Source organism: Phycisphaerales bacterium AB-hyl4, from assembly GCA_041821185.1.
Lineage (GTDB): Bacteria > Planctomycetota > Phycisphaerae > Phycisphaerales > Phycisphaeraceae > Natronomicrosphaera > Natronomicrosphaera hydrolytica.
In genome coordinates, this window is record JBGUBD010000003.1 from 373559 (window position 1) to 388549 (window position 14991).

15 protein-coding genes are annotated in these 14991 nt (G+C 64.3%); 7 read left to right on the forward strand and 8 right to left on the reverse strand.

Annotated features, from left to right (window positions below; translation table 11 throughout):
• Positions 1-64: 64 nt before the first annotated feature.
• The 7 genes from ACERK3_06170 to ACERK3_06200 all read right to left on the reverse strand — a co-directional run bounded on the left by ACERK3_06170 (position 65) and on the right by ACERK3_06200 (position 4717).
• On the reverse strand, positions 65-718 hold the full coding sequence (locus tag ACERK3_06170; protein ID MFA9477880.1) for a bifunctional 4-hydroxy-2-oxoglutarate aldolase/2-dehydro-3-deoxy-phosphogluconate aldolase: 654 nt from the start codon (positions 716-718) through the stop codon (positions 65-67).
• 152 nt (positions 719-870) lie between these two features.
• Positions 871-1707, reverse strand: coding sequence for a Cof-type HAD-IIB family hydrolase (locus ACERK3_06175; protein ID MFA9477881.1), 837 nt, complete (start codon positions 1705-1707; stop codon positions 871-873).
• Between the two features lie 149 nt (positions 1708-1856).
• Positions 1857-2795, reverse strand: a complete 939-nt coding sequence (gene ftsY, locus ACERK3_06180) for a signal recognition particle-docking protein FtsY (protein MFA9477882.1) — start codon at positions 2793-2795, stop codon at positions 1857-1859.
• Between the two features lie 187 nt (positions 2796-2982).
• Positions 2983-3465, reverse strand: a complete 483-nt coding sequence (gene nusB / locus ACERK3_06185) for a transcription antitermination factor NusB (GenBank protein MFA9477883.1) — start codon at positions 3463-3465, stop codon at positions 2983-2985.
• A 43-nt stretch (positions 3466-3508) separates the two neighbouring features.
• Positions 3509-3985: a 6,7-dimethyl-8-ribityllumazine synthase gene (ribH, locus tag ACERK3_06190; protein MFA9477884.1), complete on the reverse strand. Its 477-nt coding sequence runs from the start codon at positions 3983-3985 to the stop codon at positions 3509-3511.
• A 16-nt stretch (positions 3986-4001) separates the two neighbouring features.
• A complete protein-coding gene (locus ACERK3_06195; protein ID MFA9477885.1) occupies positions 4002-4388 on the reverse strand; it encodes a bleomycin resistance family protein in 387 nt (128 codons plus the stop codon).
• 29 nt (positions 4389-4417) lie between these two features.
• Positions 4418-4717 (reverse strand): DUF4190 domain-containing protein, encoded by a 300-nt coding sequence (locus ACERK3_06200; GenBank protein ID MFA9477886.1) that lies wholly within the window; start codon positions 4715-4717, stop codon positions 4418-4420.
• Between the two features lie 177 nt (positions 4718-4894).
• On the opposite strand from ACERK3_06200, the gene mdh reads away from it, so the two are divergent.
• The 4 genes from mdh (at position 4895) to ACERK3_06220 (ending at position 8933) form a co-directional block, all read left to right on the forward strand.
• Positions 4895-5848 (forward strand): malate dehydrogenase, encoded by a 954-nt coding sequence (gene mdh, locus ACERK3_06205; protein MFA9477887.1) that lies wholly within the window; start codon positions 4895-4897, stop codon positions 5846-5848.
• Positions 5849-5959: 111 nt separating this feature from the next.
• Positions 5960-7087 carry a tetraacyldisaccharide 4'-kinase gene (lpxK, locus tag ACERK3_06210; protein MFA9477888.1) on the forward strand — a complete coding sequence of 376 codons (1128 nt, stop codon included), beginning with the start codon at positions 5960-5962 and terminating at the stop codon, positions 7085-7087.
• A 20-nt stretch (positions 7088-7107) separates the two neighbouring features.
• Complete coding sequence (rfaE2, locus tag ACERK3_06215; GenBank protein ID MFA9477889.1) at positions 7108-8586, forward strand: D-glycero-beta-D-manno-heptose 1-phosphate adenylyltransferase; 1479 nt, start codon at positions 7108-7110, stop codon at positions 8584-8586.
• A 56-nt stretch (positions 8587-8642) separates the two neighbouring features.
• Entirely contained in the window at positions 8643-8933 is a 291-nt protein-coding gene (locus tag ACERK3_06220; protein ID MFA9477890.1) for a Dabb family protein, read from the forward strand.
• 42 nt (positions 8934-8975) lie between these two features.
• Here ACERK3_06220 and cimA read toward each other — a convergent pair whose 3' ends face one another.
• A complete protein-coding gene (cimA, locus tag ACERK3_06225; GenBank protein MFA9477891.1) occupies positions 8976-10634 on the reverse strand; it encodes a citramalate synthase in 1659 nt (552 codons plus the stop codon).
• A gap of 459 nt (positions 10635-11093) precedes the next feature.
• Between cimA and ACERK3_06230 the strand changes: the two genes are divergently transcribed.
• The 3 genes from ACERK3_06230 (at position 11094) to ACERK3_06240 (ending at position 14897) form a co-directional block, all read left to right on the forward strand.
• Complete coding sequence (locus ACERK3_06230) at positions 11094-12125, forward strand: amidohydrolase family protein (GenBank protein ID MFA9477892.1); 1032 nt, start codon at positions 11094-11096, stop codon at positions 12123-12125.
• Positions 12122-12760, forward strand: coding sequence for a hypothetical protein (locus tag ACERK3_06235; GenBank protein ID MFA9477893.1), 639 nt, complete (start codon positions 12122-12124; stop codon positions 12758-12760). The genes ACERK3_06230 and ACERK3_06235 overlap by 4 nt, the downstream gene beginning before the upstream one ends.
• 223 nt (positions 12761-12983) lie before the next feature.
• Positions 12984-14897 carry an ABC transporter permease gene (locus ACERK3_06240; GenBank protein MFA9477894.1) on the forward strand — a complete coding sequence of 638 codons (1914 nt, stop codon included), beginning with the start codon at positions 12984-12986 and terminating at the stop codon, positions 14895-14897.
• The last annotated feature ends 94 nt before the right edge of the window (positions 14898-14991 follow it).

Genomic DNA, 14991 nt, shown 5'->3' on the forward strand with positions numbered 1-14991 from the left:
CACAATACGAAGCGCGGCCGATCGGCTGTGACCTGTCATCATACTTGCTTGCGGCCGATCCGGTTCACTGTCGGCTGGCCTTGACGGCGTCGACAAACTGGCTGGCAAGGTCGGTCAGGCCGACCCAGTCCTGCGCGGCGATCAGGTCTTTTTTCACCAACGCCGAGCCGACGCCGAGGCATCGTGCGCCGGCGGCGAACCAGTCGTTTACGGTGTTGAGGTTTACGCCGCCGGTGGGCGTGAGCTTCAGGTGCGGCATGGGGGCAAGCACGTCTTTGAAATACTGCGGGCCGAAGTGGTTGGCGGGGAAGACCTTCACCAGGTCAGAGCCGGCCTCGAACGCGGCGAGGATCTCCGTCGGCGTCAATGCCCCGGCGAGCACGGGCTTGCCATGCTTGTGCGACGCCTGAACGACCTCAGGCTTGAAGACGGGCGAGACGACAAACTCCGCGCCCGCTTCGACGGCCTGGTCGACCGTGGTACTGTCGAGCACGCTGCCGACGCCGATCAGACAGCTGTCGCCCAGTTCCTGGCGGGCAGTGCGGATCGCTTCCAACGCGCCTGGCGTGGTCATGGTGATCTCCGCCACGGTCACGCCGCCTTCGACCAATGCCCGGCAGGTGTCGACCAGTCCCTGATTGCTGGACGCGCGAATGATCGCCACCAGCCCTGCCTGCTCCATCCGCTGAACCGTCGCCTGCCGCTGCTGCTCGCTCATCGCGTGTCACGCCTTTCGTGTCGTGGGTGATTCGGGTCGAGATGCTTTGTAGTGCAGGCGGAGATGGATGGCAAACGGATAACTACAGGTTGACGAAGCCAAGCCCTGATCGAGTCCTCGATCTTCAGTCCTCGGCTTGTGGTCTCACCTTGTCACGATTTGTCGAGGACGAATCGGCGGATGGCCTCGGCGACGCCGTCTTTGTCGTTTTCGCTGACGATGACGTCGGCCGCTTCGCGCACGGTGGGCCAGGCGTTGCCGACGGCGACACCGAGGCCTGCGTCGCGAAGCATGCCCAGATCGTTGGGAGCGTCGCCGATGGCCATGACTTCGCTCGCGTCGATGCCATATTGCTCGGCCACCCATCGCACAGCCGCGGCCTTATCCACCTCCGGGTGCACAACCTGAAGCAGATGGCGGTCGCTGATGAGCAGGCTGGTCTGCGAGCCGAACTTCTTGCGGATCGCTTCGCCGACGGGCATGAGGCGCTCGGGCGGCGCGAGGAGCATGAGTTTGGTGACGGGCACGTGGAGGAAGGCTTCGAGCGGGCCGACGAAGTCGGGGCCCTGCTGGCGGGCGGTTTCGGTTTTCAGTTCGTCGTCGACGCGGTCGGTGTACCACTTGTCGAGGATTTCGATGCTGACGACGACCTGCGGATCGAGCTTGCGAGCGTAGCGGACGATGCTCGTCGCGAGCTTGTGGCACATCGGCGTATGCCGAACATTTCGCTTGCGGAGCGCGTCGTGTACGAGCGCGCCGTTGTAGTTGATCTGGAGGGTTTCGAGCTTGAGGCGATGGTAGAGCTCGCGCACCGTACGTGGCGGCCTGGCGGAAGCGAGTACGACGTGCACCCCCTTCGCGGTGGCCTCGGCAATGGCACGCACGCACCGGACGCTCAGGCGTTTGTCGGAGCGCAGCAGCGTGCCGTCGAGGTCGAGGGCGATCAGGCGGATCGCTGTGGGCGGGTTGACGGTTGCTGTACGGTCGATGGTCGGGCCCTCGCAAACGACTTTGGCACCGCGTCAGTTATATCATCGGTCGACGGGATTGCGAGGCTTAGCTTGAAAAGTGCGGGCGTGGCGTGGTACGCGAGGGCGCGCTCCGCTGGCGCTTCGCGGCTAAGGGGGCGAATGGTGGGTCAGGCGGTGAACATGGCTTCGACGAATTTGTCGGGCTCGAAGGCTTCGACATCGTCGGGGGTTTCGCCGACGCCGACGAATTTGACGGGGATGTTCAGTTGTTCGCGGATGGCGATGACGATGCCGCCGCGGGCAGTGCCGTCGAGCTTGGCGAGGAAGAGGCCGGTGACGTCGGTGGCTTCGGTGAAGATCTTGGCCTGGTTGATGCCGTTCTGCCCCGTGGTGGCGTCGATGACGAGGATGACTTCGTGCGGTGCGCCCTCGATCTTCTTGCCGAGTACGTTGCGGATTTTGGTGAGCTGGCGCATCAGGTGCTCTTGCGTGTGCAGTCGGCCGGCGGTGTCGACGAGCAGCACATCGACGCCGCGGGCGAGCGCGGCCTCGGCGGCATCGAAGGCGACGGCTGCGGGGTCGCCGCCCTGCTTGCCCTTGATGACATCCACGCCGAGCCGTTGCGACCAGATTTCGAGTTGCTCGACCGCGGCGGCGCGGAACGTGTCGCAGGCCGCGAGCATGACGCTCTTGCCCTCGCTGCGCAGGCTGTTAGCGATCTTGGCGATGCTGGTGGTCTTGCCCGCGCCGTTGATGCCGGCCACGAGGATGACGGTGGGCACCTTCTGGCCGTTGCTCGACTGGGCGAACTGGATGCGGCGGTCGATCTCCGGGTAGTACGCCTGGATCTGCTCTTTGAGGAAGGTGAGGGCTTCGTCGCCCTGCATGATCTCGCCACGCTCCCAGGCGGCTTCGAGGTCCTTGCGGATTTCGATGGCGGTGCGGATGCCGATGTCCGCCTGGATCATGGCCCGCTCCAGCTCGTGCAGGAGCTCTTTGCTCAACGGCTTGCCGGAGAGGATGGTGCGGAACGTCGCGGTGGAGCTGGCGCGTGTCTTGGCCAACCCTTCCTTGAGTTTGTCGAATGTGGCTTTGAATAGGCCCATGGTGGGGGATTGTAGCGGACTGAGGGGTGGGGTGGTTTCTGGTTCCTGGTTTCGAGTTTCTAGTTGGGGAAGCCGGATCGGGCGGAATTTCTAATTGCTGATTGCTGATCGCTAATTGCGGACAGCATCGGCGAGGGTTCCCAAATTAGCAATCAGCAATTAGAAATTAGCGATTCTGGGTACGACCTCACCGGTCCTCGGCGTCGCTCAGCCAGGCGTCGGGCGATTCGGGCGGGTCGGGTTGTTTGACCGTGGGCAGTCGGCCTTCGCTATCGAGCTGCTTGGCGAGCTTGTCGAGGACGCCGTTGATGAAAGGCGGACTGGACTCGCTGGCGTAGTGCTTGGCCAGCTCGACGGCTTCGTTGATGGCGACCTTGTAGGGGGCGTGGCCCGACACGATTTCATGGTAAGCCAGGCGGAGGATCGCGCGGTCGACCGGGGGCTGACGATGCGTGGGCCAGTCGGGGGTGAGGCTGCTGACGGCGGCGTCGGCGTCGCGGTGGCTGTCCCAGGCTTGAATCGCGAGGTCCAGGCCGTGGTTTCGCACGGGTTCGGCGTCGTACTCGTCGTCAATGCTCGCGGCGAGGGCGGCGCGGTCGTGCTCGCGGGTGACGTCCATCTGGTAGAGCACCTGCATGGCAAGTCGTCGGATGTCGCGGGGTTTGTTCATGGTTTAACGCCCAGGCATGGCTATGCCTGGGCTTTGTGGGGGTTTAGATTTTCTTGAGCAGGTTGGCCATTTCGATCGCAGCCATCATGGCCTTGCCGCCCTGGTTGCCCAGTTTGGCGCCGGCGCGGTGGATGGCCTGTTCGAGCGTTTCGCAGGTGATCACGCCGAAGATGCAAGGCACGCCGGTCTGCGTGCCCACTTCGCGGATGCCCTTGGCGGTCTGCTCGACGACGTGATCATAGTGGTCTGTCTCGCCGCGGATCACGCAGCCGAGGCAGATGACGGCCTGGTATTCACCGGACTCGGCCAGCTTCTTCGCGGCGACGGGCAACTCAAAGCTGCCGGGCACCCATGCGGTCGTCAGCCGGTCGGCCGATCCGCCGAGGCGGGTCCAGTGGTTTACCGCCGAGTCGAGCAGGGCCTTGGTGATAAACTCGTTGAAGCGGGCGGTGACGATGGCGATTTTTGCATCGCCGACGAGCAGCTCGCCTTCCAGGTTGTTCGGTTGGGTTTCACTCACGGCGGGGATTCTAACGTCAATCTTCGCGCAATGGGACGCCGTCGGGTTCGCCGGTGGATTCGCCGCTCATGCGCAGACGGTGGCCGTCGATGTCTTCCACGTTCATCTCGCGCGTGCCCCATGGGCAGTTGATGGGGGCCTGACGGATCATGGCGCCGCTGGCCTGGTACTGCGCGTGCAGGGTATCGACATCATCGACGAAGATCGACATCCACATGCCGGGCTGGCCCTGACTGCCTTGGCAGAGGAAGATTTCGATCTCGCCGCGTGCGACACAGCCGAAGGTGGCGGGGTCGCCCCACGTCCATTTTTTCTCGAAGCCGAGCTTGTCGACGTAGTAGTCAACGCTGGCGGACAGGTCTTGGACGCGGAGGATTGGGGTGACGAACTGAAAGTCGACCATGGGGCGTTCCGTTTCCAAGATGGGCTGATTTACCGGCCGCCGAGCAAGACCGAGGCGAAAGCGGCGGTCATCATGAGGCAGAACGTCAGCAGGACGAGGGCGAGGCCGATCCAGCCGATGATGACGCCGGCGCGGGCGACGCCTTCGCCGGTGAGTCGGCCGTGTGAAAGGCGGATTTCGCCCAATGCCATGTTGCCGAGGATGATGCCCAGGACATGCAGGATGATCGGGCAGGTGAAGAAGCCGACGATGGAGCAGACCAGAGCGGCAACGGCCTTGCCGGAGGTTTCGGCAGCAACAGGTGGCGGGGGCGGGGGCAATTGGCTCATGGCTGGTGGGCTCTCGGGGAATGGGCGGATGACATGCGGCAATGTACCACAATGGGGGTGAAGCCCACGGATTCAATCCGTGGGCTTGCGGTTTTTGTGCAGTGCTGTCGCTTTTTCCTATGATGGGTTTCAAGCCGGCGGGGGTGATATTCGAGTCCCAAACCAAGAAGGTGGATCATGCCAAGACGAGCAAAGATTTCGGTGATCGGCGGGGGTAATGTCGGTGCGAGCTGTGCACTGTGGGCCGCGAGCAAAGAGCTGGGCGATATCGTCGTGCTCGACATCCCGCAGCAGGAAGACGTGGTCAAGGGCAAGATGCTCGACCTGCTTGAGTGCTCGCCCATCGAGCGGTTCGACTGCAACATCACCGGGACGAGCGACTACGCCGACATCGCGGACAGCGACGTGGTGGTCGTGACGGCTGGCATCCCACGCAAGCCGGGCATGAGCCGAGACGACCTGATCGCGACCAACGTGAAGATCGTCAACAGCGTCAGCGAGAACATCAAGCAGCACGCGCCCAAGGCGATCGTCATCGTCGTGAGCAACCCGCTGGACGCGATGGTCTACACCGCGTGGAAGAGCACGGGCTTCCCGACCAACCAGATCGTCGGCCAGGCGGGGGCGCTCGACGTCGCCCGCTACCGCACGTTCATCGCCATGGAACTCGGCGTGTCGGTCGAAGACATTCAAGCCCTGCTGCTTGGCGGCCACGGCGACGACATGGTCCCCCTGCCACGCTACACCAGCGTGCACGGCATCCCGGTGCAGCAACTGATGAGCGACGAGAAAATCAACGCCTGCGTCGAACGCGCGAAGGTCGGCGGCGGCGAAATCGTCAAGCTCATGGGCACCAGCGCCTACTACGCCCCCGCCTCCGGCGTCATCCAGATGGTCGAAGCCATCGTCAAAGACAAGAAGCGCATCATCCCCTCCGCCGCGTATTGCGACAAGGAGTATGGCGTGGGCGGCTACTTCGTCGGCGTGCCCGCCCTGCTGGGCAAAGATGGCGTTGAGAAGATCATCGAGATCGACCTCGACGGCGACGAAAAGAAGCTGATGGACGAGTCGATCAGCCATGTGAAGGAACTGGTCAAGGTCGTCCGCGACACGTTCCCGGAACTGGCGTAACGAGGAAAACGTTAGCCGCGAAGCGTATGCGGAGCGCGTTTCGTGGACTTTCTGATTCACGAAGCACGCTCCGCTGCGCTTCGCGGCTAACTGGTCTAACTGGGATGATGGATGGATACGCCACGTCTGCATGCCATTCTCAGCGGCCGGGACCGCAGCGTTGCCGGGCGACTGGCGCGGCCGGGGCTGACGGCGGCGGCGGCGGGGTACGGCGCTGCGGTTCAGTTGCGCAACGTGGCGTTCAATCGTGGGCTCAAGCGTGTGACGCCGCTGGGTCGACCGACGGTGAGCGTGGGCAACATCACCGCGGGCGGCACGGGCAAGACGCCGATGGTGATTGAATTCGTCCGTCGCCTGCTCGCGAGTGGGCATCGGCCGGCGGTGCTGATGCGCGGGTATGGCGATGATGAAACGATGGAGTTGCAGGACACGCTGGGCGCGATCGCGACCGCCAATGGCGACAACAAGCCGACGACGCTGGTGATCGCGGACCCGGATCGGGTGCGCGGAGCGAAGTCGGCGATCGTGCGTGACCCGGCAGTAGACTGTTTCGTGCTCGACGATGGCTTTCAACATCGACGTGCGGGGCGTGATCGGGACGTGGTGCTGGTCGATGCGACGAACCCGTTCGGCTATGGGTATCTGCTGCCGCGCGGCTTGCTGCGCGAGCCGGTGCAGAACCTGCGACGGGCCGACGGGGTCATCGTCACGCGAGCCGACCAGGTGGACGACGGCGAACGGGCGGTGCTGGACGAGCGAATCCGTCGGCTGACGGGGAAGCCGGCGGTGGCGCACGCGGCGCATCGGTGGACGTCTCTGCGGGATGCGGACGACGTGCCGTGGCCGGTGGAACGGTTGCAGTCGTTGAAAGTGCTGGGCGTGTGCGGCATCGGCAACCCGGCGAGTTTCGCTGGCCGACTGGCGGAGCATGCGAGTTCGCTGGCGACGTCGGCGACATCGCGCGAGGCGTATCCGGGGGTGATGGCGTTGGGCGATCATCATGCATACCGGCATGACGAGTTGACCGACATGCTGCGGGAGGCGGAGCTTCGCGGAGCCGAGGCGGTGGTGACGACGGAGAAAGACTGGGTGAAGTGGCGATCGCTGGTGGCGGGGCATGGGCTGCCGATGCCGGTGCTTCGGCCGGTGCTGGCGATGCAGTTTCTCGACGGGGACGCGGCGGTCGATACACTGCTGACGGAGATGTTCGAGCCGCAAGCCGTTTCGCATCGCGGTTAATATGAATGATGAGGCCTACTTTGGCGACACGTGAACTGATCAGTCTGCTGGATCGGTGGAAGCCGAAGCGCATCGTGGTGGCGGGCGACTTCATGCTCGACCGGTATGCGTATGGCAATGCCGAGCGGCTTTCGCCGGACGCGCCGGTGCCGGTGCTGGCGATCGTGCGCGAAGAGGCGAAGGCGGGCGGCGCGGCGAATGTCTGCCTCGACCTGCGGGCGCTGCAATGCGACGTGGCTACGCTGAGTGTGGTCGGCGACGATGCGGCGGGCCTGGAGATGCGGGAGGCACTTGAAGAGGCGGGCTGCGATACGCAGGGTCTGGTGATCGACAGCAACCGCCCCACCACTGTTAAACACAACTTCGTCGGGCTGGCGCAGCATCGGCATCCGCAGAAGATGTTTCGCGTGGATACGGAAGACAAGTCGCCGATGAGCGAGGAGGCGATCAAGCAGCTGCTCGACATGGCGGACCAACTGCTCGTCGGCGCGGACATGCTTTGCCTGGAAGACTACAACAAGGGCGTGCTCAGCCGAGCCGCCTGCCAGGGGTTGATCGAGCGGGCGAAGCGGCGCGGCGTGCCGGTGCTGGTGGACCCGGCGGCGATCGACGATTACAGCAAATATCGCGGTGCGACATGCATCACGCCCAACCGCACGGAGGCCGAGCGCGCGACGCATCGACAGGATGTGGGCAATGACCTCGAAGCGCTCACCGCCATGGCGCGATCGCTCAAGCAGCAGTGCGCGTTGGATACGATCGTGCTGACGCTGGACAAGGCGGGGGCGTTGCTGCTGGAGGCGGATGATCAGCCGCAGCTCGTGCCGACGGTGGCGCGGCAGGTGTACGACGTGACAGGCGCGGGCGACATGGTGCTTGCGATGCTCGCCGCGGCGCGGGCGAACGGTGCGGATTGGCGGCAGTCGGTGGCGCTTGCGAACACCGCGGCCGGGCTGGAGGTGGAGAAGTTCGGTGTTGTGCCGATCACCCTTGAAGAAGTGCTGTTGAGCCTGCTTCAAAATGATCATGCTTCGGGCAAGCTTCGCCGACTGGAACATCTGCTGCCGGAGCTGGCGGCCCATCGCAAGCAGGGTAAGCGCATTGCATTCACCAACGGCTGCTTCGATATTCTCCATGCGGGGCATGTGCAGTACCTTCGCCATGCTGCCCGGCACGGCGACCTGTTGATCGTGGGTGTGAACAGTGACGACTCGATCCGCCGACTGAAAGGCCCGCAGCGGCCGGTGAATCAGCTCGACGATCGCGTGCTCGTGCTCAGCGAGCTGGAAAGCGTCGACTATGTCGTCGTGTTTGATGACGATACGCCGATGGATCTGATCGAGACGATTCGGCCAGACGCGCTGGTCAAGGGCGCGGACTACACGCGCGAGCAGGTGGTCGGGCATGAAGTGGTCGAAAGCTATGGGGGCGAGGTCGTGCTCGTGCCGCTGGTTGAAGGGCGCAGCACGACGAACATTATTGAGAAGGTCAAAGGATAACCACGAGCGGCCGGCCGATGATGCGGCCGGGTCGGCTCGTGAGAAGGAGCATCGTGATGGCTGTTGAGCATATGGTGTGGATCAAATTCAACGATGACGTAAGCGAGGCCCGCAAGCGGGAACACCTCGACGGCTTGCGATCGCTGAAGGGGAAAGTGCCCGGCATTGAAAAGCTCGCGGTGGGTGAAAACTTCACCGACCGCAGCGGCGGGTTTACGCACGGACTGCTGGTCACGCTCACGTCGCGCGATGCGCTGAAGGTGTACGCGGATCATCCGGAGCACGTCGCGGTCGCGGGCCCGTTGAAGGCGGACGCGGAATTGCGTGCGCTTGATTTCGATTCGTAGGGCTTTACGCAATCGTCAAACAAGCGTCCAGGGCAGTGCGACTTATGTTGCGCTGCCTGCAACTTGCGCATCCTCTCGGATTTCGATCAGGTGGTATGCGAACGCGTCGGCAAGGGCCTGCCAGCTTGCGTCGACGATGTTTTCGTTGACGCCGATGGTGGTGAATGTTTCCGTCGGGCCGTCGCCACGGATGGTGAACTCAGCCATGACGCGTACCTTCGCCGCCGACTCCGCAGTGGGGTTGACCACGCGGACCTTGTAGTCGGTCAGGTGCAGGTCGTCGATGCGTGGGTGGTGTGGGCGGAGGCATTTGCGCAATGCGCCGTCGAGGGCGTTGACCGGGCCGTCGCCTTCCGCGACGCGGTGTTCGGTTTCGCCGTCGATTTCGAGTTTCACGGTGGCTTCCGTGCTGGTGACTTCGCCGTTGCGTTTGAGGATGACGCAGCGGTAGTGGTCGAGTTGCCAGAGGTCGGGGCGTTGGCCGAGCACCTCGCGGACGAGCAGTTCGAAGCTGGCGCGGGCGGCTTCGAATTGATAGCCCTGATGTTCGAGGTCCTGGACGCGTTCGAGCACCTTGCGTTGGATGTCGCGTTTGTCTGCAAGGTCGAACTTGTCGCCGATGGTCGCGGCGATGTTGCTCGCGCCGGCGAGTTCGCTGACGAGGATCTGCCGTTCGTTGCCGACGCTGGCGGGGTCGATGTGCTCGTAGCTGTGGGCGATGCGTTGCACGGCGTGGACGTGCATGCCGCCCTTATGCGCGAACGCCGCCGAGCCGACGAAAGGCTGGCCGTGCACGAGGTTGAGGTTGGCCAGTTCGTAGACGACGCGTGAGGTTTCGGTCAGCCGCTGGACGGCTCCCTCGGCGATGCATTGGTAGCCGAGCTTCAGTTCGAGGTTGGCGATGACGCTGAGCAGGTCGACGTTGCCGCAGCGTTCGCCGATGCCGTTGATCGTGCCCTGCACATGATCGCAGCCGACTTCGACCGCGGCGAGGGTGTTGGCGACCGCGAGGCCGCCGTCGTTGTGCACGTGGATGCCAAGGGGCGTGTCCTGTCCGAGGGCGTCGCGGATTTCGCGTACTGCCTGGGTGATCCACGCCGGCAGCGCGCCGCCGTTGGTGTCACAGAGCACGAGGCGCTGGGCGCCGCCGTCGAGTGCGGCGCGGAGCGTGTCGAGCGCGTAGGCGGGGTTGGCCTTGTAGCCGTCGAAAAAGTGCTCGGCGTCGTAGAGGACCGTGTCGCCGTCGGGGTTGTGCTTACGGCAGTAGTCCAGCGACTCGCGGATCATGGCGAGGTTTTCATCCCGGCTGACGCGGAGCACTTCGTCCACGTGGAGGTCCCACGTTTTGCCGACGATGGTGATCACCGGCGTGGCCGCTTCGACGAGGGCCTTCATGCCCGGGTCGTCGCCGGGCGAGATGCCCTTGCGGCGGGTCATGCCGAAGGCGCAGACCTTTGCGTGCTTGAGCTTGAGCTTCTGTGCCTCTTCGAAGTAGGCGACGTCTTTGGGGTTGCTCAGCGGATAGCCGCCTTCGATGTAGTCGACGCCGATGTCGTCGAGCATGCGTGTGATCTTGAGCTTGTCGACGAGGCTGAGCGCGACGCCGAGGCCTTGCGTGCCGTCGCGGAGGGTGGTGTCGTAGATTTCCACGCGTGGCCGATCGTTGCGTGCGGGCTGGCGGGCGTTGTTGGCGTGAGTCATGGCAGGCGTTCCGGGTTTGCTAATGTGGGTTGTATGGATTGTGTCGGTCGTGTGTGCATAAAAAAAGCCCTGCCAGGCAGGGCTCGTCGTGGTGTTTCGGATAGACGATGGCCCGGCCTATGGCTTGCAGGAAGCAATAATGGCAATTCGAATCAGGCCGGTCTGGGTGAGGCAGGGGTTCATAAGTCACTCATTGTATCGACGATATGGCATGGTGCAAGACAATTTTTGCAGGTTTGACACAAGGGGGTGTTGTGCAGAACTTGGGCTCGATGGATGAGGGCGGAAGCCCACGGATTCAATCCGTGGGCTACAAGGGGGCAGGGCTCGCGGGTCAGCAGCGATGCGACGCGAGAGTCTTTTCCGGTTAAACTGGTACGCTTACACTGCGCCGGCCCTGCGGGGGAGCGTCGGCGAACCGACCCGTTACGCTGAGGTCGAAAATCGGACCTGACAGCCATGATTATAGACGTCCATACACGCATCTGGGACTCGCTGGACCAGCTCGGCTCGGCGGCAGATCGCCTGCGCCAGCGCCGTAGTGAGCCGTGGGATCGCCCTGCCGCCTCGGCGGACGCTCACGAACTGGCGATCGCACCGGTCACCGCCGCTTTTGTGCTCGGCTTCAAGAGCAAGCTCATCGGGGCGGAGATCCCCAACCAGCGCATCGCCGAATACGTTCAGCGAGCACCCGATCGACTCGTCGGCTTCGCGGGGATCGACCCGATGGAGCCGCGCCCGGTGTACGAACTGGAAACGGCGATCGACATGGGGCTGCGCGGCGTGGTGCTCAAGCCGGCGGCGCAGGGCTTCCACCCTGCCGACTCGCGGGCGATGCCGCTGTACGAAGCCTGCGAAGCACGCAACGTGCCGGTCATGTTCGACACGAGCACAGCGATGGCCCGCGACGCGAGGATGGAGTTCGGCCAGCCCGCCCTGCTCGACGAAGTCGCCCGCAGCTTCCCGAACCTCAAGATCCTGCTCGGCTCGCTGGGCTACCCCTGGGTCGACCAGGGATTGACGCTCGTGGGCAAGCATCCGACTGTTTTCGCGGAAGTGGGCGAGTTGATCCTCCAGCCCTGGCCGCTGTACAACGCGTTGCTGCTGGCGCATCAGCAGGGTGTGATGAATCAGCTTTTCTTTGGCAGCCATTTTCCGTTCTGCCAGCCGGAGAAGGCGATCGTCACGATGTATTCGGTGAACACGTTTACGCAGGGGACGCATCTGCCGAGCATCCCGCGCGAGCAGCTGCGGTCGATCGTGGAGCGGGACGCGCTGACGAGCCTGGGGCTGACGCTGGCGCCGATGGCGGAAGATCGTCAGATCGAGACGGACAAGCAAAGCCAGGCCCTGCTGGACAAGGCCGAGGCGCGAGCGGCCGACGTCGATCCTGCCGCCGATCTGACACCCGACACCGCGCCGGCCGACGACGCGGGCGACAGCAAGGCCGAGCCTGCCCAGCAGCCGGTCGCGGAGGATGCAAGCAAGTGATCTTTTGTCGTCCGTCCACCGTTGCCTCGGCGCTCACCCGTCGGCGGCTTGATGTAGCCCTGCTCGCCTTGATGCTGTTGACGCTGCCGATGTTGATGGTCGGCTGCAACGCGAGTCAGACCCGCAGCAATGTGCAGATGCGAAGTGTCGCCGACCGCAGCGAGCGTATCGACGCGCGTTTCGACAGCGGCATGTATCGTCAGGATGATGAATCCAGCGCCACGATGATTTTGCTGCGCGGCCCGGCCGAGCAGCCAACGAAGGCGATGGTCGTTCGGCTGCACTGGGTGCCGCGTGCCGGCGCGACGCCGTTGGAATCTTCCGCTACGAATGCGACGATGCACTACATCATCTTCGGCGAAGGCGAGGCATCGCCCGTCGCCATCTACAGTGCTGCGGGGTTTGTCTTTCCCCGCGATCGACTCGGACGCGATACGTTGCGTGTTCGGCTGCTGGACGCGAAGGCTCATCTCGCTGATGCGGCGGACGGCTTTGACGACCGCATCGGCCCCAGCCGACTGTCGGGCGATATGACTGTCGCGCACGATCCCGAGGCGACGTCTGGCCTGCTTGATCAGATTCATGCGTTGATTCACGAACGCCTCGGCCGACCGCGACTTGTGCTCGGTGAGTAATACGGAGCGGACGTGAATCTCGGGTGCGATGGAGACCCACGGCTTCAAGCCGTGGGCTTCAGCTTCACGTACAGAGCCCGAGTTGGATGGGGAATCCTTATAAAATTCGGCGCGCGTGGCGACGCGGTTGTGACGGGTCGGCGACTCACATCGGCGGCCATGCTGTGTCCATCTGCGTTCAAACGGTGATGCCGCGGCGGTAGTGGGCGGGTATGATCTGGCGATGCATGCGATCTACCGGTGGGTTTGGACGTTGGGGCCGGGCAATCCGATGATTGCGCGCATCGTGCAGGGCGGGTCGCGTCGGGCACAGCATCTGTGGGTGCGGATGGGGTACCTCGGGGCGTTGATTGCGCTGGTGCTGGTGGGGTTGCTTTCGGGCGGGGGCATGCAGCCGCAGGTGAGCCTGACGGACCTGGCGAAGTCGGGCACGTGGGTGTTCGGCATCGTGGCGTATGGGCAGGTGATTCTTGTGTGTCTGCTTGCGCCGCTGTTCATGGCCGGGGCGATCGGACGCGAGCAGCAAGGCCAGACCTTCGACATTCTGCTGACAACGCCGATGAGCAACCTGCAGATCGTGCTCGGGTCGCTACTGGGTCGGCTGTTTTTCATATTGGCGTTGCTGCTGAGCGGGCTGCCGTTGTTCGCGGTGCTGCTGGTGTTCGGCGGTGTGCCGATCGCGTCGGTGTTTGTCGCGTTCGCCGTGGCGGCGCTCACCGCGATCAGCGTGGGCGCGGTGGCGGTGACGATCTCCGTGCTGCGGGCGGGCGGGCGGAAGGCGGTGTTCATGTTCGTGGTGGCGGTCGGCGCGTACCTGATTGGGGCGTATGCGCTGGACGTGGTACTGCTGCGGCGGGTCGCGGCGGCGGCGGACAGCACCACGTGGTTGACGCCGTTGCATCCGCTGCTCGTGCTGGAAGCGTCGCTGAACAGTGCGAACTACCGCGCGCCGGGGCCGGAGGTGACGGGTGATCTGCCGTGGTTGTTGCGGTTTTACCTCGGTCGGCCGTTCGCGGCGTTTGCGGTGCTGAGTCTGCTGGGCAGCGCGGTGTTGATGGTGGTGTCATCGCTGGTGCTGCGGCAGTTGCCGAGCCTGGGGCTGGGCGAGCCGAGGTGGTTGCGATGGCTGAAGCGGAAGCTGCGTTTGCCGGTGGCGGAAGGCGGTGGCGAGCGGCGGCGGCCGGGGCGCGACGTATGGCAGAACCCGGTGGCGTGGCGGGAGGCAAACACGCGCGGGAAGGTGATGTCGGGGATCGCGGCGCGGTGGGGTTTCGCGGTGCTGGCGTTGGGCGCGGGGGCGGGGCTGCTGGCAGCGTATCACTTTGAGGCGCTGCCGATCGTGCCGGGGCCGGGCGGTCGGCCGATGCCGGCGCATGAGCTGTTCCACGCGGCGTTGTTGACGCTGCTGCTGCTGGAGGTGGCGGTGGTGACGATGGTGGCGATCTACATGAGCGCGGGCGCGGTGAGTAAGGAGCGGGAAGATGGCACGCTGGATCTGATGTTGACGACGCCGATCACGCCGCGGTTTTATATCTGGGGAAAGTTGCGGGGGGTGGTGAGTTTTCTGTCGCTGCTGATTGCCTTGCCGGTGCTGACGCTGGCGATGGTGGCGGTGTATTCGCTGGCGGGCCCGGCGATGGGTTGGGAGCAGGCGACGTGGACGTACTCGGGGGTGACGGCCGGCGGCGGACGGGTGACGACGCAGGCGCCAATGGTGTTGCCGGAGGCGCCGCTGCTGCTGCTGGCAATGCTCGTGCCGTTCGTGGCGTTGTGCGTGATGGCGGGGATGAGCTGGTCGATCAAGGCACGCGGCGTGCTCGGGGCCGTGGTGCCGACGGTGGGGATTGTGGGCGTGCTCGCGCTGGTGCTGGGTTTGTGCGGCGTGCAGGCGGCGGCGAGCGTGGCGTTTGTCGGGCCGGTGCTCAATGCGTTCAGCCCGGCGACGAATGTGATGATGGTGATCAACCCGTACGAACACGTGGCGGGGTTCGCGGGCAATGAGGGGATGTCGCGCATGGGGCTGGCGGCGGCGGCAGGCATCGCGGCGGTGGGCTACAGCGGCATCGTGTACGCGATGCTGATGGGGATGGTGCGCGGGTTCGATCACACGGTCCGGAAGCTCAGCGGAACGGGCTGAATCGGTCGGCCGAGGCTGCGACGACTTCGTGATGCTCGCGCTCGACACGGGGTATGGGAGCCTGTCGCATCATCGACAGCGTGCCGCTGTGAGG